Origin of the sequence: Acinetobacter silvestris (assembly GCF_002135235.1) — a bacterium.
In the GTDB taxonomy this organism is placed as follows: domain Bacteria; phylum Pseudomonadota; class Gammaproteobacteria; order Pseudomonadales; family Moraxellaceae; genus Acinetobacter; species Acinetobacter silvestris.
On record NZ_NEGB01000001.1, the window covers coordinates 34,059 to 57,609 of the forward strand.

General features: G+C 38.9%; 21 protein-coding genes and 2 tRNA genes. 16 read left to right on the forward strand and 7 right to left on the reverse strand.

The features are described 5' to 3' along the window. Positions 1-624: 624 nt before the first annotated feature. The 4 genes from B9T28_RS00180 (at position 625) to B9T28_RS00195 (ending at position 6,455) form a co-directional block, all read left to right on the forward strand. Positions 625-4,032, forward strand: a complete 3,408-nt coding sequence (locus B9T28_RS00180) for an Rne/Rng family ribonuclease (RefSeq protein WP_086201965.1) — start codon at positions 625-627, stop codon at positions 4,030-4,032. Positions 4,033-4,310: 278 nt separating this feature from the next. Continuing rightward, positions 4,311-6,152, forward strand: coding sequence for a long-chain-acyl-CoA synthetase (locus B9T28_RS00185; protein WP_086201966.1), 1,842 nt, complete (start codon positions 4,311-4,313; stop codon positions 6,150-6,152). A 129-nt stretch (positions 6,153-6,281) separates the two neighbouring features. Continuing rightward, positions 6,282-6,357, forward strand: a tRNA-Lys gene (locus B9T28_RS00190). 22 nt (positions 6,358-6,379) lie between these two features. Beyond that, a tRNA-Lys gene (locus B9T28_RS00195) sits at positions 6,380-6,455 on the forward strand. A 242-nt stretch (positions 6,456-6,697) separates the two neighbouring features. Here the strand turns inward: B9T28_RS00195 and B9T28_RS00200 are convergent. Further along, positions 6,698-7,261, reverse strand: a complete 564-nt coding sequence (locus B9T28_RS00200) for a C1 family peptidase (RefSeq protein ID WP_143222584.1) — start codon at positions 7,259-7,261, stop codon at positions 6,698-6,700. 461 nt (positions 7,262-7,722) lie between these two features. Here B9T28_RS00200 and B9T28_RS00205 point away from each other — a divergent pair, with 461 nt between their 5' ends. Then, the gene (locus tag B9T28_RS00205) at positions 7,723-7,989 is read left to right on the forward strand and encodes a PspC domain-containing protein (RefSeq protein ID WP_086201968.1); all 267 of its coding nucleotides are present in this window, start codon (positions 7,723-7,725) and stop codon (positions 7,987-7,989) included. Positions 7,990-8,080: 91 nt separating this feature from the next. Here the strand turns inward: B9T28_RS00205 and B9T28_RS00210 are convergent, their stop codons facing one another. Further along, positions 8,081-9,184, reverse strand: coding sequence for an HPP family protein (locus B9T28_RS00210; protein WP_171263420.1), 1,104 nt, complete (start codon positions 9,182-9,184; stop codon positions 8,081-8,083). A 321-nt stretch (positions 9,185-9,505) separates the two neighbouring features. Here B9T28_RS00210 and glyQ point away from each other — a divergent pair, with 321 nt between their 5' ends. The 6 genes from glyQ (at position 9,506) to B9T28_RS00240 (ending at position 15,037) form a co-directional block, all read left to right on the forward strand. Beyond that, positions 9,506-10,489 (forward strand): glycine--tRNA ligase subunit alpha, encoded by a 984-nt coding sequence (glyQ, locus tag B9T28_RS00215; RefSeq protein ID WP_086201969.1) that lies wholly within the window; start codon positions 9,506-9,508, stop codon positions 10,487-10,489. After that, the gene (glyS, locus tag B9T28_RS00220) at positions 10,489-12,558 is read left to right on the forward strand and encodes a glycine--tRNA ligase subunit beta (RefSeq protein WP_086201970.1); all 2,070 of its coding nucleotides are present in this window, start codon (positions 10,489-10,491) and stop codon (positions 12,556-12,558) included. The genes glyQ and glyS overlap by 1 nt, the downstream gene beginning before the upstream one ends. A gap of 163 nt (positions 12,559-12,721) precedes the next feature. Then, entirely contained in the window at positions 12,722-13,297 is a 576-nt protein-coding gene (locus B9T28_RS00225) for a DUF4062 domain-containing protein (protein WP_086201971.1), read from the forward strand. Positions 13,298-13,438: 141 nt separating this feature from the next. After that, the gene (locus tag B9T28_RS00230) at positions 13,439-13,831 is read left to right on the forward strand and encodes a hypothetical protein (protein ID WP_086201972.1); all 393 of its coding nucleotides are present in this window, start codon (positions 13,439-13,441) and stop codon (positions 13,829-13,831) included. Between the two features lie 50 nt (positions 13,832-13,881). After that, positions 13,882-14,259 (forward strand): hypothetical protein, encoded by a 378-nt coding sequence (locus B9T28_RS00235; RefSeq protein WP_086201973.1) that lies wholly within the window; start codon positions 13,882-13,884, stop codon positions 14,257-14,259. A gap of 217 nt (positions 14,260-14,476) precedes the next feature. Further along, positions 14,477-15,037, forward strand: coding sequence for a hypothetical protein (locus B9T28_RS00240; RefSeq protein ID WP_252053395.1), 561 nt, complete (start codon positions 14,477-14,479; stop codon positions 15,035-15,037). A 37-nt stretch (positions 15,038-15,074) separates the two neighbouring features. Here the strand turns inward: B9T28_RS00240 and B9T28_RS00245 are convergent, their stop codons facing one another. Both B9T28_RS00245 and B9T28_RS00250 read right to left on the reverse strand, forming a co-directional pair. Further along, the gene (locus B9T28_RS00245) at positions 15,075-16,028 is read right to left on the reverse strand and encodes a 2-hydroxyacid dehydrogenase (protein ID WP_086201974.1); all 954 of its coding nucleotides are present in this window, start codon (positions 16,026-16,028) and stop codon (positions 15,075-15,077) included. Between the two features lie 67 nt (positions 16,029-16,095). Next, complete coding sequence (locus B9T28_RS00250; protein WP_086201975.1) at positions 16,096-17,358, reverse strand: hypothetical protein; 1,263 nt, start codon at positions 17,356-17,358, stop codon at positions 16,096-16,098. A 123-nt stretch (positions 17,359-17,481) separates the two neighbouring features. Here B9T28_RS00250 and B9T28_RS00255 point away from each other — a divergent pair, with 123 nt between their 5' ends. Both B9T28_RS00255 and B9T28_RS00260 read left to right on the forward strand, forming a co-directional pair. After that, positions 17,482-18,261: a class I SAM-dependent methyltransferase gene (locus tag B9T28_RS00255; RefSeq protein ID WP_086201976.1), complete on the forward strand. Its 780-nt coding sequence runs from the start codon at positions 17,482-17,484 to the stop codon at positions 18,259-18,261. Positions 18,262-18,285: 24 nt separating this feature from the next. Next, complete coding sequence (locus B9T28_RS00260; RefSeq protein WP_086201977.1) at positions 18,286-18,846, forward strand: hypothetical protein; 561 nt, start codon at positions 18,286-18,288, stop codon at positions 18,844-18,846. Between the two features lie 177 nt (positions 18,847-19,023). On the opposite strand, the gene B9T28_RS00265 is transcribed toward B9T28_RS00260, so the two are convergent. Together B9T28_RS00265 and B9T28_RS00270 are read right to left on the reverse strand one after the other, a co-directional pair. Further along, the gene (locus B9T28_RS00265; protein ID WP_086201978.1) at positions 19,024-19,431 is read right to left on the reverse strand and encodes a protease inhibitor I42 family protein; all 408 of its coding nucleotides are present in this window, start codon (positions 19,429-19,431) and stop codon (positions 19,024-19,026) included. 82 nt (positions 19,432-19,513) lie between these two features. After that, entirely contained in the window at positions 19,514-20,074 is a 561-nt protein-coding gene (locus B9T28_RS00270; RefSeq protein ID WP_086201979.1) for a hypothetical protein, read from the reverse strand. A gap of 175 nt (positions 20,075-20,249) precedes the next feature. On the opposite strand from B9T28_RS00270, the gene B9T28_RS00275 reads away from it, so the two are divergent. Beyond that, positions 20,250-20,873 carry a class I SAM-dependent methyltransferase gene (locus B9T28_RS00275; protein WP_086201980.1) on the forward strand — a complete coding sequence of 208 codons (624 nt, stop codon included), beginning with the start codon at positions 20,250-20,252 and terminating at the stop codon, positions 20,871-20,873. Between the two features lie 150 nt (positions 20,874-21,023). On the opposite strand, the gene B9T28_RS00280 is transcribed toward B9T28_RS00275, so the two are convergent. Further along, a complete protein-coding gene (locus B9T28_RS00280; RefSeq protein ID WP_086201981.1) occupies positions 21,024-21,491 on the reverse strand; it encodes a Holliday junction resolvase-like protein in 468 nt (155 codons plus the stop codon). A gap of 128 nt (positions 21,492-21,619) precedes the next feature. On the opposite strand from B9T28_RS00280, the gene B9T28_RS00285 reads away from it, so the two are divergent. Together B9T28_RS00285 and B9T28_RS00290 are read left to right on the forward strand one after the other, a co-directional pair. Continuing rightward, on the forward strand, positions 21,620-22,264 hold the full coding sequence (locus B9T28_RS00285; protein ID WP_086201982.1) for a ParA family protein: 645 nt from the start codon (positions 21,620-21,622) through the stop codon (positions 22,262-22,264). A gap of 130 nt (positions 22,265-22,394) precedes the next feature. Then, positions 22,395-23,510: an AI-2E family transporter gene (locus tag B9T28_RS00290; protein ID WP_086201983.1), complete on the forward strand. Its 1,116-nt coding sequence runs from the start codon at positions 22,395-22,397 to the stop codon at positions 23,508-23,510. Positions 23,511-23,551: the final 41 nt, after the last annotated feature.

The window sequence follows — 23,551 nt, forward strand, 5'->3', positions numbered from 1 at the left end:
TTTGAAATTAAAACCCAATCTAAATGTTCACCAAAATCTCGGAATGGTCCTAAAAGAATATGCCGACGCCGAAGGCTTTATTATATCGGCAAAAAGACAAACTGTTGCGTTTAATTGTACTTTAAGTACAAAAATCGGTTTGTTTAAAAATATATGTCGCCAACCTAGACGTTGGTTTTTAAACATAAACTGATACACATCAGACAAGTCGCTTGCAAGTGTAATTCAGGACTTAAGTGTTTGAGGCATTGGAACTGCACCGATTGTAAAGATACGATGATAATTCCGTATCAAGATGCTCTATCTACAGTTAGAAGAGCAAATCTTCGAACAAGGTGACAGTGAAAGACGATGAAATTCAGTCATCCAATGCACCACTTTGAAGTACCAGTGAAAAACTTGAAAACTTTAATTATTTGATGATGAATTTGATAGTTAAAGTAGTATTGCAACATCAATATCGGTATCACACCCAAATCCTATTTCAATAGATAGGTGACAGGTAAATCGTTTAAAGCGTGTTTATATACATATTTTAAACCTTGATTCAGTTAAATTTTGATGTTCGCTTCACTAATAAAATAAGCGAATTGTTGGTGTGAATCACTATTAGGTGTTACCCACATGAAACGTATGTTGATCAATGCAACCCATGCCGAAGAAGTTCGTGTTGCACTCATTACTGGTCACCGTCTGTACGATTTCGATTTAGAAAACCGTACCCGTGAACAAAAGAAAGCCAATATCTATAAAGGTCATGTGACTCGCGTAGAACCCTCTTTAGAAGCAGTCTTTGTAGAATATGGTGCAGGTCGTCAAGGTTTCTTGTCGATGCGCGAAATTGCCAATACCTACTACAAAGCAGATCCGCGCCAGACTTCAAACATTCGTGAACTGATTACTGAAGGCACTGAGCTTTTGGTACAAGTTGAAAAAGAAGAACGTGGTAATAAAGGCGCTGCCCTTTCAACCTATATTTCTTTAGCGGGTCGTTATTTAGTCTTGATGCCAAACAATCCAAAAGGTGGTGGTATCAGTCGTCAAATTTCTGGTTCAGTTCGTGAGGAATTGAAAGAAATGTTAGCGTCTTTAAATACACCACGTGGTATGAGCGTAATTGTTCGTACAGCGGGTATTGGTCGCTCTCAAGAAGAATTACAACTTGACTTGCAACACCTACTGGACCTTTGGGCTCAAATTCAAACCACAGCAAGTTCTGGTCCATCTCCAATGTTGGTTCACCAAGAAGCTGGTGTAGTCACTCGTGCTATCCGTGACTATTTACGTGACGATGTTGCAGAAATTTTAATTGATAATGAACAAGCCTATGGCGAAGCGTATAACTTCGTTAAAGCGGTGATGCCAAGCCAACTCGACAAATTAAAAACCTACACTTTAAATGAGCCTTTATTTGCCCATTTTGGTATCGAAAGTCAAATTCAAACGGCTTATGAACGTGAAGTTAAACTTCCTTCTGGCGGTTCAATCGTGATTGATCAAACTGAAGCATTAGTATCAATTGATATTAACTCAGCGAAATCTACACGTGGTCATGACGTTGAAGAAACAGCATTAAGTACTAACTTAGAAGCAGCTGAAGAAATTGCACGTCAATTACGTTTACGTGATATCGGTGGTTTAGTCGTAATTGACTTTATCGATATGACCAAAGAACGTAACCAACGTATGGTTGAAGCGAAACTCCGTGAAGCAACTCAAAGCGACCGCGCTCGTATCCAATTCGGTCAATTGTCACGCTTTGGCTTAATGGAAATGAGTCGTCAACGCTTACGCCCATCATTAGAAGAAGCCACTGGTTATGTTTGCCCACGCTGTCATGGCACCGGTATGGTTCGTGACCTACGCTCTCTTTCTCTTTCAATTATGCGTAAAGTGGAAGAGATTGCCTTACGTGAACGTCAAGGTGAAGTTCAAGTTGAAGTGCCCGTTGAAATCGCGGCATTCTTATTGAATGAAAAGCGTCATAGTTTGGTTTACTTAGAACAAACCTCAAATGTACGTGTGACTGTATTGCCACATCCACATTTAGAAACACCGCATTATGAGATTTCTTATAATCCTGAAGGTTTTGCACCAACCAGTTATGAACGTACTGAAGCAACTCGTTTAAGTGAAAAAGAATTGGGTTATGAATCTTCGGACTGGCATTTAGAAGAAGAACATAATCAACAAGCGGCTGCTCAAAATAATAAGCAACAGAAAAAACAACCGACTGCTCAACAAAATGCTCAGCAGCAGCAAGCTGTTCAAGCACAAGTTGTAGCTCCTACCTCTAGCCCATGTGCATGGTTAGAAAATTTGTTTGTACAAAAGCAAGCAACGACAATTGATCAATCACGCACTGCAAATAATGCAGCAGCTGCAATTGAACAAATGATCAATGGTGGTGCAGTTAGTCGTGGCCAGCATGGTCAAATGGCTACATCTGTACCCGCTGTACGCACTGAAGTTATTGCAACGCCTGCACCTGTAACAGCAAACAATGCCTATATCGGCCAAACTGCTGTTAAACAAGAACCACGTGAATATGTTGAAAAAAATATTGACCGTGAAGAAAAAATGCAGCGCAATAACAAAAAGCGCAATAACAACAGCAACAAAACGAAAGAACAACGTGAGCATGTACAAGAGCCTGCACAGCAGCATCAAGTCCATGAAGAAGTCGTTCAAGTATCACGTCATGAACAGCGTCAAGAGCAACGTGAGCAAAAACAGCGCCAACCAAGACCACGTCATGAACAGCGCCAAGAGCAACGTGAGCCACAATTTGAGCCTCAAGCTGAACAAGCTGTGCCACGTCGTGACCGCAATTCTCAGCAACGCCCACAACGCCCAAATCGTCATCGCGACCCAAGCGTATTGAGTGAGCAACCACAAAAACCAGTGGTGGCACCAGTTGAACCGCGTCAAGTTCAAAACACTCAACAAGTTAAAGTTGATGTGATTGATGCACCGCGTCAAGAAACCATGACTACAGCTCTGGTTGTAAATGTCGATAATGCACAAAGTGAAATTTTAGCATTAAACACGCAAGCACCTGCAGTACCAACTCCAGCTAATATCACACCTATTGTGACTCAGCCAGTTGAGAAGACTCCGGTTACAAAAGCTGCTGAAGTGGATATTGCTAAACCAGCTCAACAAACTGAAGTCGCAGTACAACAAGAGCCACAGCAACCGGTACAACGTGCGAACAATGACCCACGTCAACGTCGTCGCCAACAACGTGAAGTTGCTCCAGTAAAAGCTGAGTCACCTAAGCTCAATCCATCACAAGTACCGACATTAACGCAATATAGCGTGGGCAGTTTAATTCGCCATGTCTACGGTGAAGATTGTTCCGTTCTCATTGAGCAGTTCGGTTTAATTCCGACATTTAACCGTGCATTGGTGAAGTTTACGGAAGAGTTTGCTGCAACACTTACTGTTGAGCATGTTGCTGTAGAAACTGAGAAAAAGCCAGTCACACGTGATGCGATTGTATCTAAAGCTGCACCCGAAGCAGAGCCTGCGCCTGTGTTAGATTTAACACCACCAAAGCCAGTCTCTGACAATCGTGTCGCCAATGATCCACGTGAGCGTCGTCGCTTAGCTAAACTCGCAGCTGAACAAGCTTTTGAACAAGCTAAACAAGTTGCAGTACCCCAAGTTGCGGAGCAAACAATCGCAGAAACACCAGTAGAAGCCTCTGCTACAGCAACAGCAATAGTAGAACAACCTACTGCGGTAGAAGCTCAAACTGTGGAAAGTCAGTCTGTTGAACTTCCTCAAGCTGAAGTCGTGACAGCATCCCTAGCTAAGCCAGTTGCTACTCAACACGTAGACAGCACGCCAGCGAAAGAAGTCACGAAAGCTGTTAAAAATACGGTCAAAACTGAAGTTCAAGATGACTTAGCTTTAGAAGCAACTCAAGAAGATGCTACAGACAACCAAGTGGACACAGATGAAAAACCTGCTCGTCCACGCCGTCCACGTGGTCGCCCACCGAAGAAAGCGACTGCTGCTGAATAAGTTGCATAATTGCAGCTAAAATTTAGAAACCTAGTCATTCCGATGGCTAGGTTTTTTTGTTATTTTAATTAAAAATTTGATACTTTTGTCAGATTAGGTTGATTGCACTAGAGTTAAGATTATAAAAAGACAACAGTAAATAAGAGATTATGGACATTACATCTCTTGCTGGCTTAATTTGAACTGATTAGATACTGCATAGCGTGATCTACAGGCCATTGCCAAATAAATTACGAACAAATAAACCTTATCGGATTACGAAAAAAAATAGGATTAATATGAGCCAAATGCTACAAACCGATTTAATTGGGATTACTGATGTCATCACACGACTACCTCAATTTTTCAATAAAGTGCCTAATTTACTTTCAGGTCTAAAACAAGCCTATATTCGTACACCCAATACACCAACTGGCTTAGCCTTAGCATTTGAAAAAGCAGTAAAACGCAACCCTCATGGCAATGCACTGTTATTTGAAGATCAACGCTATAGTTATCAAGAGCTGAATGATTGGGCCAATCAAATTGCTCACTACTACCTATCTCTTGGGGTCTGCAAGGGTGATGTCATTGCAGTCATGATTGAAAATCGCTCAGAACTCTTAGCAACAGTCATTGCACTGGCTAAAATTGGAGCCACTTCAGCGCTCGTCAATACTTCGCAAACAGGAAAAGTCCTCGTACATAGTGTCAACCTCGTTAAATCTGTTGCGATTATTGCTGGTGAGGAATGCCGCAAAGCGGTAGATGAAATACGTAATGACTTAAATATCGCTGAAGATCGTTTCTTTTGGTTTGCAGATCAAACCACACGTCAAGATGTGGGTACAGCACCACAAGGCTATATCAACCTTGCTGAAAAAATTCTTCAATTTCCCAAATTTAATGTGCCAACCACACATAAGGTCAAAGGCAAAGACGGTTTATTCTATATTTACACCTCAGGCACAACGGGCTTACCCAAAGCGGTTATTTTTACTAATAGTCGCTGGACACTTGCCTACGGCACTTATGGTCACATTCTTAACTTAAATGAAGATGATGTGATGTATTGCACCCTACCGCTTTATCATGCGACTGGAATGGTGGTCTGCTGGTGTGGTGTGATTGCAGGAGGAGGAACCCTTGCTCTTAGACGTAAATTTTCAACCTCAGCATTTTGGTCAGATGTACAAAAATTTAATGCTTCTGCGATTGGCTATGTCGGAGAGCTTTGCCGCTATTTAATGGATGCGCCAGTATCTGACCACGATCGTGCTCATCGTGTCACCAAAATGATTGGAAATGGCATGCGCCCAAATATTTGGGGGAAATTTAAAGAGCGTTTTGGAATCAAAGAAATTTTAGAACTTTACGCATCTAGTGAAGGGAATGTTGGTTTTAGCAATATTTTTAACTTTGATAATACGGTCGGTTTTTCTCCAACGCCTTATGCGATTGTTGAATTTGATAAAGAAAACAATGAAGCCATTCGAGATTCAAATGGTGATTGCATTAAAGTGCAAAAAGGTGGTGTTGGACTATTGATTGGAAAAATCACCAGTCGCTCCCCTTTCGATGGCTATACCGATTCTGACAAAAACAAATCTGTGATCATGAAAGATGTCTTCAAAAAAGGAGATTCCTACTTCATTACAGGTGATTTAGTTCGTGATATTGGTTTCCGACATGCTCAATTCGTAGACCGCCTCGGTGATACATTCCGTTGGAAAGGCGAAAATGTTTCCACCACGGAAGTAGAAAATATTGTCAGCGACTATCCAAAAATTGCAGAAGCCGTGGTTTATGGGGTAGAAATTCCCAACACCAATGGTCGTGCAGGCATGGCAGCCATCACCTTACATAATGGCGATGCCCTAAATGAACAAGATCTAAGCAATATGGTTCTAGATTTTAAAAAGCATTTACCTGCCTATGCTATTCCTGTGTTCTTACGTGTGCAAAAAACCGTCGAAACTACGGGAACATTTAAATATCAGAAGAATAAACTGAAAGAAGAAAACTTTGACCCAAAGAAAACTTCTGATCGTTTGATGGTTTTATTGCCAAGTGCCAGTGCTTATAGCGATGTCAATGCAGAAATTTATGACAATATTGAGGCTTATAAATATCGTTTTTAAACATTTTTGCTTATTTTTTGACTAAATGCGGTATTTTTGCCGTATTTATAAACAAACGCTGTAAATTTTATTAATTTATACTTGCGCTTCGTTGAGATCTTGCTAAAATACGCAACATCAAAACGAGATGGGTCGTTAGCTCAGCTGGTAGAGCAGCGGACTTTTAATCCGTTGGTCCCGCGTTCGAATCGCGGACGACCCACCATCTTGCATTTTGAAACCCCTATGGGTCGTTAGCTCAGCTGGTAGAGCAGCGGACTTTTAATCCGTTGGTCCCGCGTTCGAATCGCGGACGACCCACCAAGATTCTTAAAAAAGCCTATCATTTTTTGATAGGCTTTTTTATTGTAAAAAATAATGTATATAGACATTGCATAGTTTTCAATATGCACCTGAATAGAAAGGCGAATTTAAAGCATTCAGAGCCATCGGTTATTCGAGCATCAAGCTACAACCCTAATTCGAAAGTACTTCTCCGATTCAACATTAACGATTCCTTTTCTTCATTAATTTTAAATAACTGACCATTTTCTTTTATAAAATAATTATTCAAATGCAGTTTTAGATTTCACCAAAACATAGGCCTGATCTGGCACTGGATATTTCAGTGAAAAGAAGTGACGATTTTTCTTATTACTTTTTAATGTTTTCTCAAGATTCATGACTAAATTCTTATGTGCATCAATCGTGTAATAGAATTCTGCGCCCTCAGCCGAACGAATGACGATCTCATTATTTTGATATAACCAAGTATCTTTTCGATAGGATTGAATCGTATTGCCACGATTCTCTATATCTAAATGCATCCGCCCCGAATAAACAATCGTCCGGTGTGCCGCTCCATCTGCTAATAAATTTAAGATATATTCAACATTGCCTTTTTCGCAATCCACAAAATGATCACTACAGTTAATTTGAGTATGGTAACGACCCACATATTTAAGTTGCTGCTCAGAAAGCTTAGTTATCACACGATTGGAGCGCTGATTTTCCAGCATTGGAATAGTTGCCTGCCCAGCAACATCCGTTAATTTTTTGCCTTGATCCTCACCCTCAGATACATCTGAAACTGAAGACTGTTGATCTTCTTGAAGTTTAGGAGCACTCACTCGACTATGATCCCCCTCAGATTCTACATCAGTTGGAAAATCTGGTTGTGATTCGCTGCATGCACTCAATAAAAAACTGAAGCATAAGCTCAAACAAAAGAGATGATATGAATTCATCCGATTAAACGTTAAAAACATAAGCTAAAAACCGTACCACATACAACATCTACTTCCGCATTACACCTCCAATATATTAGGGTTTTCTACCGAGACAAAATACTAAAGTCAGGTCTTTTTTACAAAAGTATAAAAAAAATACATCTTTAACGCTTAATTATAATCAATGCTGATAATCATCTTTTGAAGAGAGTACTTTTAATCTGTAAGCATGGCTTGATTTTTATTTTTATACTTTTCATTAGGTTTAAACTTTAAAAATGAAATGATATCCACCATATAAGATTAAGTACAAGATTATTGCTATAAATAATGAATACCCAATAGGGTTTAAGGAGATTTTAATGGCCAATTCTGGTTTATATCGTTCCAACCGACACAATATGATCGCCGGTGTAATGGGGGGTATTGCTGAACGTTTTGGTTGGAATGTGACTTTACTGCGCATCATTTTCATTGTTATTTCTTGTATGAGTGCCGCTTTCCCTGGCATCTTGGTATATTTAGTACTGTGGTTGTTAATTCCGAAACAAAAACTACAGTTGAATACTCCAACTGGTTATCCGCAACCGATAAAAAATGTCTATGAAGAGCCAAGGCATTCACGTTAAGTTTGCTCATACAAATTGAACTTCATTTTTTATGCTACGACATACTCTCCCTAATCTGTCGTAGCTTTTTTTATATTTAAAGTCTTTATTTTTATAATCGATTCAACTGTTGGTTTAAGGCAGCAATCATATCGGCACGGCTAACAATGCCCACCAGTTTTTGCTGCTCAACCACAGGAATATAATTAAATGATTTCTCTACAAAATATGGAATCAAATCTTGAATCGTTTGTGATGGTTTCACTGTCACTACTTTTCGATCCATAATTTGTTTGACCAAATGTTCCCATGAAGCCCGCGGATCCGCTGCTCGCTTGAACCACTCTACAATGTCATACAATGCCAAAGTACCAACCAATTCATTCTCTAGATTCACAACAGGTAAACTCATTAAATTAACCCGTTTAAATTTATCCAATGCTTCATGAATATCATCTTCCGCATGTAAACAAATAACATCTTTAGACATAATGTCCTGACACAAGTAGTCACTTACCATACGTGCGTTAGCTTTATCTTGTGCTTCGAGAATAATTTTCTGTAGGTCATATTCACTAATATCTAAAAGCTCAGTTTGATGCTCCAAAACATCTTGAATATCTTGCGGCTGAATCGTGACTTTTTGCGTCGGTGTTGGATCTTTAGAACGGGTATTTACTTGTGCAATTTGTGGATACTGTTTGCCTAATAAACGATTGAATACGATCGCAAAAATCAGCAATAAAACTGAATTTAGCAGCACTGGATAAAAAATAAAATAATAACCCAATTGATGAACCACATTTCCACCCAATACTGCAGTAATCGCCACTGCCCCACTCGGTGGGTGTAGCGAATCCGTGCTCATCATTAAGAAAATACTCAGCGCAACGGCGACACTAAAAGCCTCAGTCAAATTCGGAATATAGAGCGCACAGGTAACCCCAATAAGCCCTGCAATGCTATTTCCGACAATCATATTCCAGGGTTGGGCAAGTGGACTTGCAGGCACAGCAAACAGTAATACCGATGATGCCCCCATGGGCGCGATATACCATGCGTTGAAATCTCCCAGCACATACCAACTAATAAAAGAAGATATCATTAAACCGAGCAATGCACCGATACCACAGAGGAGTCTCTCCTTTAGCGGTAACACTTTAAAATTAGGTTTTAAGGTATTTAACCATTCAAGTTTTGTATGAAACACAGCCATCCTTTTAATTCTAATATCGCAATTAAGTTCAAAATTATACGATGATGCACTCATAAGATGTATTTATTCTCTATCTTAGAGTTATGAGTAATTCTGTTTGAAGCCAACAATAATAAATTAGAGTTAACAGTAAAGGATATCTAGGCACTCTAACAAAAATGATCAGCTAATTTCACTAAATTTGGACAGCAAAAAGCGTTTTATAATCACCTAAAGTCCATTGGGCTCAACCGCTATCTATTTTCTAGAGAACCTTTGCCACTCTCCTGCAAAATCCTTATACTTAGAACCAATTTTTCTAATACTTATAGTGGATTCTGCATGAGTCGCGCCATATCGCATATTGATACCTTTCAAGGCTTAATTCTTGCCTTACAAAATTACTGGGCTGAACAAGGTTGTGTCATTTTACAGCCTTACGATATGGAAATGGGCGCAGGCACATTCCACACAGCAACTTTCCTTCGTGCGCTAGGGCCTGAAACGTGGAACGCAGCTTACGTTCAGCCATCACGCCGTCCGAAAGATGGTCGTTATGGCGAAAACCCAAACCGTTTACAGCACTACTACCAATTCCAAGTCGTCCTTAAACCAAACCCTGACAATATCCAACAGCTTTACCTTGACTCTTTAAAAGCGATTGGTATTGATACGCTTATTCACGATATTCGTTTTGTCGAAGACAACTGGGAATCTCCAACACTCGGTGCTTGGGGCTTAGGTTGGGAAGTTTGGCTTAACGGTATGGAAGTGACTCAGTTCACTTACTTCCAACAAGTGGGCGGTTTGGAATGCTACCCTGTGACAGGTGAAATCACTTACGGTCTTGAGCGTTTGGCAATGTACCTTCAAGGCGTAGATTCAGTTTACGATCTTGTTTGGACAAAAGGTCAATTCGGTACTGTGACTTATGGCGATGTATTCCACCAAAATGAAGTGGAACAATCGACTTATAACTTTGAATATGCCAACGTCGAAAAAATGTTTGAACTGTTCGACTTCTATGAAGCTGAAGCGACGCGCTTGATTGAAGCTGAACTTCCATTGCCTGCCTATGAGCAAGTGATTAAAGCTTCACATAGCTTTAACTTGCTGGATGCACGTGGTGCAATTTCTGTGACTGAACGTCAGCGCTATATTTTACGCGTACGTACTTTGGCGCGTGCAATTGCACAAAGTTATGTTGCAGCTCGTGCGAAGCTTGGCTTCCCAATGGCAGAACCTGCATTACGTGATGAAGTTTTGGCACAGTTAAAGGCACAAGTTGAAGCAGAAGCGAAAGAAGCCAACAAGGAGAGCAAATAATGTCTAAACATACAGTATTGTTCGAATTAGGTTGTGAAGAACTTCCGCCAAAAAGCCTCAAAAAATTACGTGATGCACTCCATGCTGAAACGGTAAAAGGCTTAAAAGATGCAGGCTTAGCATTCGATTCAATCGAAGCATATGCAGCACCACGTCGTTTGGCACTTAAAATTGTTAATGTTGATGGCGCTCAACCTGATACACAGAAGCGTTTTGACGGCCCTGCACTACAAGCCGCTTATGATACTGAAGGTAAACCAACACGCGCTTTAGAAGGCTTTATGCGTGGTCAAGGTATTACCGCGGATCAAGTCACCACTTTCCAAGCGGGTAAAGTTGAAAAAGTCTGCTTCTTGAAAGATATTGAAGGTCAAAGCCTTGACATTTTATTGCCACAAATTTTACAAGCTGCTTTGGACAATCTTCCAATTGCTAAACGTATGCGTTCAGCGGCAAGCCGTACTGAATTCGTGCGTCCTGTAAAATGGGTTGTCTTACTTAAAGATAACGATGTGATTGAAGCCACTATTCAGGATCATCAAGCAGGTAATGTGACTTATGGTCATCGTTTCCATGCTCCTGAAGCGATTACTTTGGCTCATGCAGATGAATATCTTGCGAAGTTAAAAGCGGCTTATGTGATTGCTGACTTTGCAGAACGCCAAGCGATTATCGACCAACAAGTTAAAGCTTTGGCTGATGAAGTCAATGCGATTGCGATCGTACCAAGTGACCTTCGTGATGAAGTAACGGCATTGGTAGAATGGCCTGTTGCGCTACGTGCCAGTTTTGAAGAACGTTTCCTTGCTGTACCGCAAGAAGCATTGATCACCACGATGCAAGACAACCAAAAATACTTCTGCTTAATCAATGCTGAAAATAAATTACAGCCTTATTTCATTACCGTTTCAAACATTGAGTCGAAAGATCCTGCTCAAATTATTGAAGGTAACGAAAAAGTTGTACGTCCTCGTTTGTCAGATGCAGAATTCTTCTTCTTACAAGACCAAAAGCAACCGCTGGCGTCGCGTAAAGAAAAGTTAGCCAATATGGTATTCCAAGCCGAGCTTGGCACATTGTGGAACAAGTCTGAACGTATTGCGAAATTGGCTGTGGCTTTAGCGCCAATCACAGGTGCAAACCCTGCGGATGCTGAAAAGGCTGCGTTGCTTGCAAAATGCGATTTAACCTCTGAGTTGGTGGGTGAATTTCCAGAACTTCAAGGGATTGCAGGAACGTATTACGCACGTCTTGAAGGCGAAAACCATGAAGTGGCTGAAGCTTTAGGCGAACAATATTTACCTAAATTTGCAGGCGATGTTTTACCACAAACCAAAACAGGGACAACCATTGCCCTTGCGGATCGTTTAGACACACTCACTGGTATTTTTGGTATTAACCAAGCACCAACAGGTTCTAAAGACCCGTTTGCTTTACGTCGCTCTGCCATTGGTATTTTACGTTTAGTGACTGAAAACAATCTTGATGTGTCGATTGAAGACTTAATCAAATTGGCTTTAGCTGCGTATGGCGATGTTGTCAAAGATCACGATAAGACTTTGGCAGATGCTGTTAACTTCCTTGAAGGTCGTTACCGTGCAAAATATGAAGACCAAGGCGTTGCAGTTGATGTGATTCAAGCGGTTCAAGCCTTGTCACCTAAGTCTCCTTTAGATTTTGATAAGCGTGTCAATGCAGTAAATCACTTCCGTAACCTGCCAGAAGCGGCAGCCCTTGCTGCAGCCAATAAGCGTGTTGCGAATATTTTAGCGAAAGAAGCTACGCCTACAGGTGAAGTGGTTGAAGCAAACTTGGTTGAAGATGCAGAAAAAGCATTATTCGCTGAACTTGCAAAAATTAACCCAGTGGTTCAACCATTGTTTGCTGCTAAAGACTACACCGCGGCATTGTCTGCACTTGCAGCATTACGTGCACCAATTGATGCTTTCTTTGAAGGCGTCATGGTCATGGCAGATGATGCAGAATTGAAAGCCAACCGTTTACGTTTATTAGCTCAATTGCGTAGCTTGTTTACCAGCGTGGCGGATATTTCGGTGCTTCAACACTAGGCTAAGTTATTGAAATAAAGAAACCCGCTAAATGCGGGTTTCTTTATTGAAAAATTAATGTTTTGCGAATATAAGTATCTTTTGAATAGCAAATCAAATAATTCTATGGCAAAACAAATAACAACCTTAAGCATCTACCTAGCATCACCTTCGGATGTATCCAATGAAAAAAGAAGTAATTAATGATCTAAATCAATCCTATTTAAAAACACTTAATTTAAATTTTGAGCTTTTAAGTTGGGAAAATTCTACTTTTCCTAGTTTTGGAGAATATCCTCAAGATATAATCAATAAACAAATTGGTGATGATTACGATATTTTCCTTGGTATTCTTTGGTCAAGATTCGGTACACCAACAAATAAGGCTGAATCAGGAACTCTAGAAGAATTTGAACGTGCAAATGCCAGGAGATTAAATAACAAACAACTTGAGATTTGCTTTTATTTCAAAACTGATCCTATTGATCCCTATAAAATTCATTTTGAACAATTTCAAAAAATTAAAGACTTTAAAGATAACCTACCTCAATTAGGTGGATATTATTGGGAGTTTAATAGTCAAAGTTTTGAGAAAACATTAAGAGATCATCTAATAAAAATTAGTCAGCAATGGTCGAAAAAATCTAACTTTGTAAACTCTCCAACGCCTAATATTAAAATAGTAACTGAGTTATCTAAACCAGAAATCGAAGATGAAGGTATTTATGACTTATTTGAAAATATGAATGAACTCTTCTAAAATGCTACAAATGCATTAAACAATTTTAGTGATTTAACCAACTCACATAGTGTCCTAGTTAAAGACTATACTAAACAACTAGATAATAACCCTGATGATTTTAAAGTCCGTAAGCGAATTATTAATAACTTTAGTGAAAACTTGACAGAATATTGTATTAAATCAAAACAAAAATTTAGTGACATAAAGTGTAATTTAGATATTACAATTGATAAATTCGAAAAATTTTATGAAATTTATCCTGAAATTCATACTAATGATAATGCAAAGGGTTTCCATATAATGATCCAAGGTTTCGATCATATTATTGAATCTATACCTACGATGAGTAATGGCATTTCAGGATTTTTAAATGCTGTTAAGCAAATGCCTAGAATGACTACTGAACTGAATCGTTCGAAAAAATTAATGATCGACACTTTAGAACCATTTTTAAATTATCTTTATAGCATTGAACAAAGTTTTATCATGCTGAAGAGAAAGGGGCTCGATCTCCTAAATTCTCTACCCGATAAAAATGAAATTTATCAATAAGATTAAATTCTATAGTTAACTTGTATTAACATATTTTAAAGAAGCACTTCATGACTAATATATACGGAATATTACTAACAGCAATCGCCCTCACCGCTTGCTCAACCACACCTACCAATCCCAACACGCCTATCGTTTTAGAACAACACACAAACATCTCTGCTGAACCATCTACAAAACACAACCTTGCACGTTTAATCAAGCAAAAAGACAACTGCGTGATCGAATTTACAGGCAAATTTGAAACAGGCAAAGCCACAGAACATTGGATTTTTAAAGGTGAGCAACTTATTTCAGTAGTCTCAAATGTAAATGCCACAATTGAAACCAAACAAACTATTTTTGATGTACAAAATCCAGAACAACAAAGCAATTTTAGTATGCTCAAAAAGAACTTTAAACACTCAAACCTAAAACAATGTGATTAGTATAAATGGTGTCGCCAATTACCTAGAGCGTATAACCTAAAATGAAAGAGGAAATTATGAAGACTTTTCTTCACAATCATTCAGCTTTGTTTCATTTTTATAATTTGCTGTATCAATTTTCTGACTAAATCAATTATAGAAATACTTTTACACGTATTATGAGCTCAAAGTTATATAGCCAATACATCGCTACACAAAATGAAGGTGAAAAATCATAATGAATACGATGAAAGTTTTCTGTCTTGCAGCAACAATTTTAGCAACACCCTCTTTTCTTTATGCTCAAGCTACAAATAATACAAAAACAGTACCTTATGGAGATAATCCGAATATTTTTAAGGTATTGGCGTATAAAACCGGTGAAAAAATTCAAAATACTGCTGAAAAAGTCGGAACAGCCACAGAAAAAGGCATCCAAAAAATTAAGCCTAAAGTCGATGAGACTTGGGACAATACCAAGACCTACACCACTGAACAGGCAGAAATTGCAAAGGAGAATACCCGAAAAGGTATTGATACTGCGATAAAGAAAGTGAATGAAACCAAAGATTCAGTCATCGGTACGAGTGGTGGGAATGTCCCTATTCAGCATAATTCATTAAGCCAAAATTCGGGCTTGGCAAATACTACAACTCCAGTTACAGCACCTCTGGTTTCTACGCCAACAAAAAATGCGGTTGCAGTATCTAAAATTACCCAAGCAGCCGCACCAATCAATAACAACAGCTCAAAGCAAAACATCACTCAAGATGAAATTTCAGCCGATATTCCACATTAATTGCGCATAAAAAATCCCACCGCTTGGTGGGATTTTTTTAGCTCACTCGTCGTATCGGCTGTCCTTGTTGAAAGGCTTGCATATTTTCAACCAGTTGATTCAGCATTCTTTGCCGAGCTTCAACACTGCCCCACGCACTATGTGGGGTAATAATTAAGTTAGGTATATCATCTGACAATAAAACATTGCCTTGTTTGGGCGGCTCAACGCTCAGTACATCCGTTGCCGCACCTGCAATTTGGCCTTGGCGTAAAGCATCAGCCAGCGCTTGTTCATTGACAATACCCCCACGTGCGCAGTTGACTAGAAATGCAGTTTTCTTCATCACTGCAAATTCTTTAGCTGCAATTAAATCACGCGTTGCATCGGTCAAGGGGCAATGTAAACTGAGAAAATCAACTTGTGATAAAAGCTCAGTGAATGGCGTCCGTGTGGAATCTATCGGGCGATGCGGCAATGCTCCAACTAAAACCTTCATGCCAAAGGCTTCAGCCAATTTTGCAACGGCTTTGCCCAATTCCCCATAACCCAGAATGCCTAAAGTCTTACCTGATAATTCAACAATGGGAAAATCTAACAAACAAAAACTGGACGATTTATTCCATTGCCCTTGTTTCACAGCTCGATCGTATTGCAGTAAAGAGTTTGCCAAAGCCAACATCAATGAAAGCGTATGTTGTGCCACGGCGGATGTCCCATAGCCCTGACAATTACTCACGACAATCCCTTGCTGCTGGGCTTGTTTTAAATCAACGTTATTGGTTCCAGTGGCTGAAATCAAAATCAATTTTAAATTTGGACATTGTTGAATAATTTCAGCATCCAGCACGACTTTATTGGTAATCACCACATCTACGGCTTGAATACGCTCCAAAACCTGTTCACTTGAGGTAGATGGATAAAGTACCAGATCATCAAATACCGCTTTGAGCTGACTAAAGTCCAAGTCATCTTTATCTAAAGACTGATAATCTAAAAAGACAGCTTTCATGTTTTATCCCTATTACTCACCACGGCGAAAAATTTTCAATCCGAACGACGCACAAATCAATTTATCGTTAAATAACGACAAACTTTTCAGGGTCTTGTACCGAATCTGATTCAAAACTACAGCTGCCCTGCATATCACAGCTCATATATAAGTTTTTATAACTTAATACATAAAAATCAATGCACTTTTTGATAACAATCGGATTCATATCTAAAGAGAGTGCATCATCCCTTTTAAATAACTTCGTCACTCGGCGATCATTCATACAAATTAAATAGGTCTGTTTTTTGATTTCCACTTGCGCCAGACTGCTATTTTCGACATGTAAAGGAATAATATATTTACCATTTATATCAATTACTTGTTGATCATAGCTTTCAATTTTCTGGGTAATGACATTAAAAACTAAAACATTGCCAAAACAGTCTTGTAACTGGGTTTTATTTTCAAAAGGTAAATTGACCTGAATCCCCAGTTTTTTCAGATCCTGCTCATCTACCCGTTTATTGTTTAATAAAATTCGGGTAATGGTTTGCTTTAAACTAGCATCAAAAAAACTACTATCTAATTGCAGATCAATGGTTTTTAAAATTTTGCCTAAAGCTTCGTTATGTGTCCCTAATAAATGTGCAATCACGCTGCGATAATAAAACTTACTGTTCTTTTTCACTTCACGTATTTGCTTATAGAAATAGGTTTGATCGTATGGATGTTCAATAAAATCATGCAATAAAGATGAACTTGCCAAAACCGCAATCGCGTCATGCCCAGTATACGGGAGGTGTAATGTATGTAGCTGCGGAATGAGCGGTTTGATTTTTAAGTAATGCTCTTTATCATTTTCAAAATAAGGATCATAAACCACAATATATTCACATTCTGGTGCAATATCCTGCGCCTGAATACGCATATCAGCATTCAGCTTTGCATCATAGAAATCTGTATAACGGCGATCTTCTACTTCATTTGGGTCAATCGAATATTGCGGCACCATAGCCACCACACGTTGCATATTGAGAAGCATTGAATATTTTATAGCAGCATACCCACCCATTGAGCCACCATAGCCAACAATGCGCTGGTATTGCGCTAAAATCGGTTGTAACTGCAGTAATAGCTCCGCCATACTTGATGCAGGAAACCATGATTTTTCTTTCGGCATAATTCCGACCACACTGTAATCATATTTACTTAATGATTTTTCAGCATTAATCGAAAGCCCTTTGGCACGTGAGATTAAATCACCAAAAGAGAGCACCAAAGTATCAGAATTGCCTTTTAGGTAAATGGCTCTGATTTGTTCGTCTTCAAAAATGATCTGCTTATCCATTACAACACCGAGACATAGGCTCTCTTATCTTTAGCATAAAAATTAAACAAATAGATAACTTGCCTATTCATCACATCAGATGTCATATTTTATAGATACTACACAGATAAAAAAGCGCAAAATATGACACATTCCTTACATCCTGCTGCACAAAAAGGCTTCAGTTCTGCGGCTGAACTCTATCAACAAGTTCGTCCAAGCTACCCACCAGAGATCATGACATGGTTAAAGGATGAACTGCAACTCAATCGCCAGTCTACAGTCGTGGACTTAGGTGCAGGTACAGGCAAGTTCCTCAATTATCTCCAACAAGTCACCCCGCAGACCATTGCCATCGAACCGATTGCAGAAATGCTTGAACAATTGAAAATAGTACATCCTGAAGCACAGGTGCTACAAGCATCCAGTGATCATATTCCACTACCGTCTGAAAGTATTGATGCTGTTTTGTGTGCTCAATCTTTTCACTGGTTTGCCAACATTGAAAGCTTAAACGAAATTTATCATATCCTAAAACCAGAGGGACACTTAGGTCTGGTCTGGAACCAACGCGATGAAGAGGTCAGCTGGGTCAAAGCATTAGCAGATCTGCTCACACCACTGGAAGGTAATACACCACGCTATCATAGCGGTGCATGGAAAAAGGTCTTTGAACATCAATTTTTATTTCGACTAGAAAGTGTCAAACTCTTTTCTCAACTGCAAAAAGGCACTGTAAATGATGTGGTGAGTAAGCGCTTATTGTCCACCAGCTTTATTGCCGCAATGCCACCAGCGGAACAATTCAAATTACAGCAGCAATTTGAACAGATTATTTTGGAACATACTGGTAAATCCCCTCAAGATGAAATTGAGTTTCCTTATGTCACCTATGCCTATCACTTTAGAAAATTTGCAGATTAAATTATTGATTGGAGCGTATTTATCATGAATAAATTATCAAATCCTGTACTGCTCACTAGCTTACTATCCATCACCCTGCTGATCACCGCATGTACGCCTAAGCCCGAACAAATACCTAATGATCAGAATCAAGCGACGGATACCTCTCCCAAAGTACTGGATCAGCTCAAAACCAAACCCATTAAAGAATTTCCAGCGACACCAGATGATGCGCATGATATTGCGCTACTGACTGAATATGATCAAAAATTTAGTGAAATGAACAATGAATTAGAGGCCGATCTAGAAAAAAGAGCGGTTGAAGGCAAACTCTCAGCTGAAATATCTCAGCAATTAAAACGAGATAGCATTCAGTCTTCACTCAATATGCTCAAAGATTTAGATTTAAAAACTCAACAAGGGCGCTATATCCAAGGCTTACTTTATCAATATTGGGAAAATCAAGCCAAAGTCTATGATGAGAAAAAACAGTCACCTGATGGTGAGCTAAAACAGCCATCTGATGCAGTAAAAGGTATGGGAGAGCTGTTTACAGCACAAGAACAACTAGATCATTGGAAAGCCAAGACCGAGAAACATTCCTGACATTTTTTAGCAATAACAATAGGTGGCATCAAATCCACCTATTCGGCTGACATCTAAGATATGCCCTTCAAACTTACGAAAACTGTCTTTGTACGTTCCAGATTTCGACCACAAGCGACGACTTTTACAATCCCTTAGCGAGCTTCTAGCTACTCTAAATACGAGATACAAATAAGATTAAGAAATCCGAATTCGACATTGCCACAATTGCTCAGGCTGTTTAGCCGATTCCCAAGAGCGGACATAGACCAACTCAATTAAATCTTGCCCAGGCTTTTGTGCTGTAAATTTAAAGGTTTTTATTCTTCCAACACCTACAGCACCATCTTCAGCATCTTTCTGTAGAAAAGTTTCTTCAGTTTTAAAATTCTGTACAGGTTGAGCCAGTTGCCATTGATAACCCGTACTTGGATTTTCTGGCGCATTAAATAGCAAAATTTCGCCGACTTTCATTTCCATTAACGTCGGACATTTTTGCTTTAACGTATAGATGTGAGTTTTAGCAATCCCTGTTGAACTCGGACTGTGACAAGCAGATAAGCCCATTCCCAATAATATCACTACAATACTGCCGAAAGTTTTCATCAATCTATACCCCAGATCCTATCCTCTTCTGCTTATAATTACAGCAAATCAATCAAGAGTCTCTAGTTTTACTCAATATCAGTTAAATATTTTGTTTTTCAATCCATTGAATGGAATTCACGCGAATCAACTTGCACGCGCCATCTCCAACACCGTTCCAATCTAAAGCAGATTTCCAGACCAAGTCTTTATCATTCACTTGGACTAAATCACCATTTAAACGCACTAAATCGCCCCGCCGTACTTTTTTAATTTGTTTGGCAATTTCAGGATTGGCAGGAATAATATTCATATTACTCACCAATTGAGTTGCCAATTGCGGTGGAATAGGCGTGCGTGCCATTTTCCAATTTAAATAACGATCATATTGGTTAATCGAAATTTGACGGGCAATTTCGGGCTCAGTAAACAAACCACGGGTCACAGCATAATCAATCGGTGAAAACTTCGCTTGCTCATCTGAAAAATACTCTTTTGAGCCTAAAATTCGAAATTCACCTTGAAATGGTTCTAAGACTGAAATTTTCTGATCTTTAACAATCGGCGCTAAGCCTTTCGCAATATTATATTGAGCCGATGAATCAGCATTGGCATGTAATGCACTAAATGCACATAACGCAGCAAAAAATAATTTTTTTGTCATAGATCCCTCCAAAATCGTCGAATCAATATTGTCATCTGACTCAAGTATGGACTTAAACCTTTATCAGAAAATCAAGATTGAGTAACAAAATATAGAAATTTCGTCACTTTTTTGTCTTATCTTTTGTCCAGCATATTGGTTAGAATCAAAGCACTACAATTAAAAAGTTTAAGTCATGATTTATAAATTTTATCAGCAACATATTTTTCCACATATGCTCAATCAAGTCATGCAAACACCAAGCTTAATGCAAAGTCGGCATGAACTCCTTTCCAGTATTCAAGGTGAAGTACTAGAAATTGGTTTTGGCACAGGGTTAAATATTTCTTTTTATCAAAACATTGATAAATTATATGCGCTTGAACCTAATTCTGATGTTTATCAATTGGCTCATCAACGTATTCAAAAGGCCCCTTTTCAAGTTCAACATATTCAAGCCAGTGCAGAAAAATTACCTTTCGCTGATGCATCACTCGACAACATTGTCAGCACGTGGACCATGTGTAGTATTGCCAATTTAGAAACGGCGATCGCAGAAATTTATCGGGTGTTAAAACCACAAGGTACATTACACTTAGTTGAACACGTTCAATATCATGACAATAATACCTTAAAAAAATTACAAGATATTTTTACACCATTACAGAAAAAGATTGCAGATGGCTGTCATTTAAATCGAAATATTGAATTGGCACTCTCCAATGCCCATTTTAAATTTGTACTCAAAGCCTCTTATGATGCAAATGGACTGCCTAAAATTGGACGTCGTATGTTTTTTGCAAAAGCACAAAAAATGTAGAAATAATTTTGATCATTACATTCATTTGATTCAATATTTCACGCAACAATGATTTAAAAATATCAAAATATGAACACTGCATGTTTTGATATTTTTAAGCTGATGGCCATATGAAAATATAGAATCGATGGGTAATATTAAAAAATAAGTTTAATCTGCAAAATCAATTCTTATAGTTTCAAAACGCACCCGTCCCTCTCGAACGGCCTGAGCAACGGCTTGCTGTCCTTTGGTTAAACGCGCACCACCACTTTTAATATCAATTAACACCACTTCAATATCTTCAGCGGCACCATCACCATCTCTAAAATTGCTATACCCATCAAAAACTACATAATCAATCGGATCACCCAAAAACTTGGCGTCACTGGGTAAATATTGAAACTCGGGCATAATCGGTGCCAGTTGCTCCGCCATCTTACCTTTCAAGACTGCACGACTGGTATTGACACTGCGCTTTCGTGCACTGACCAAAGCCTGCTGATGTTCCAATTCCAACTCGGCAATATATTGCTCATATTCTGCTTTAATTTTTCCATTGCGAGTGCTGGACAATACTATTGTGGTCAACACAATCCCGATACACGCACCAATTAACATTGCCATCCAAATGGACATGCTTTCATCCTAAATCTAAAACTCAGCACAATGTAAACAACAACTAAACTTTTGTCATGTATCATCTTCTGACTAAAAATAATGCTAAGCTAAGATCAAACATTTATTGCCGACTTTAATTGTAACTCATGAAAACAATACTCATTGCAAATCTAAAAGGCGGCTGTGGTAAAACAATTACTGCAATTACATTAGCTTCAGCTTTGGCTCAAAAAGGGTATAAAGTCGCACTTGCAGATGCCGACAATCAAAAATCAGCTTTACTATGGCTCAAGCAACGCCTTGAAGATGCAGCAACAATTCAAAGTTTAGATTGGCGACACGAAAAATCGATTGGCGAAGCACCGAAAAATTTAGAATATTTAATTATTGATGCACCAGGTGCACTCACAGGCGAACATGCGGAGCAATTGATTAGTGAATGTCATGCCATTGTGACACCACTCCAACCTTCTTTTTTTGACATTGATAGTACCAAACGTTTTTTAAAGCATATTCAAGAGATTAAGCGTATTCGCAAAGGTAAAGTGGCAGTACATTTAGTCGCAAATCGAATAAAACCCAATAGTTCAAGCTCGAAAGACATTCAACAATTTTTCGACAAAATTGAGCAAAAACCTGTCGCTTGGATTTCAGAACGTAGTGCCTATGGACAATTAGCCATGCATGGTTTGAGTATTTTTGATAAACCACAAAAAAACTATTTAGCGATTCAAGACCAATGGCAACCGTTGCTTGATGCGCTGATTGATGACCCAAGTGATTGGTTCTAAATTTTAGAAAATATAAGCAAGTCGTACTTTTGATAATTTTTAATATATGATGAAAAACATGTACTGAATGATGTCTACCAAAGAATGGGGACATTTTTCCATGAAAATTTAAATGAGATTAGAGTGATTAATGCAAGAATTTAATCCGACTTTACAGCGTGCTTTATTATTTGGGCTGTTCTTTATTTTAATTTATTTGGGTTTTGACATACTCAAATATTTTATTGTGCCTGTGCTTTGGGCATGTATCATCGCGTATATGACATGGCCGATGTACAAACGTATTCAACGCATGTGTGGTGAACATCGACCTACTTCAAGTGCATCCATCATGATCACCTTGGTCATTTTAGTGGTGGGATTACCACTCACTTTTGCTATTTTTATTTTGCAGCATGAAGGTCGTAATCTATATCTAGATTTGCAACGCCAATTTTCATCTGGTGACTTAACCGTTCCCGAATTTATCCGAGAATTACCATTTATTGGTAAAGAAATTACTCGGACAGTACGTGAACTGAATGCCGATCCCACCAGTTTTTCACACACCATTGGGGTTTGGATTCAAGGCCATATGAACTATGGTAAATTTGTTCTGAATGAAATCACCAAGAATATTGTCAAACTTTGTTTTGCACTCATGACCTTATTTTTCTTCTATCGAGATGGACAAACGCTTGTCCATCAAGTCAGCAAAGCGCTCGAAAAAATTATTGGCCCACGGATCCATCATTATATTGATACCATTTCAGAAACCACGCGTGCTGTGGTCTATGGCGTCGGTTTAACTGCTGTTGCGCAAGCAATTTTGGCAGGTCTCAGTTATTTTGTTGCAGATGTACCGAATCCAATGGTCTTAACCATTGTCACCTTCTTACTCGCACTGATTCCCTTTGGAACACCAATCGCCTATACCAGCGTGGCTTTATGGTTAGTTTCAAAAGGTCACATGGTTGAAGCTATTGGCATCATGGCTTGGGGTGTTTGTATTGTCAGTACCTCAGATAATGTGATTCGTCCTCTGGTCATTTCAGGTGCGACTAAAATTCCATTCCTGCTGATTATGTTTGGTGTCTTAGGTGGTTTAGCCAGTTTTGGATTAGTCGGTTTATTTATTGGACCCGTGATATTAGCCATTCTGCTGGCTATTTGGCGTGAATGGTTACACGAAACTTTTGATCCTGAACCTGTCCCCAAAGCCACGTTGGCTTATGACATTGAAGATGACAATCACCCAAAACTTTGAGATCGCTGGTGTTTGTTAATAAACTGATACAATACAGTGAC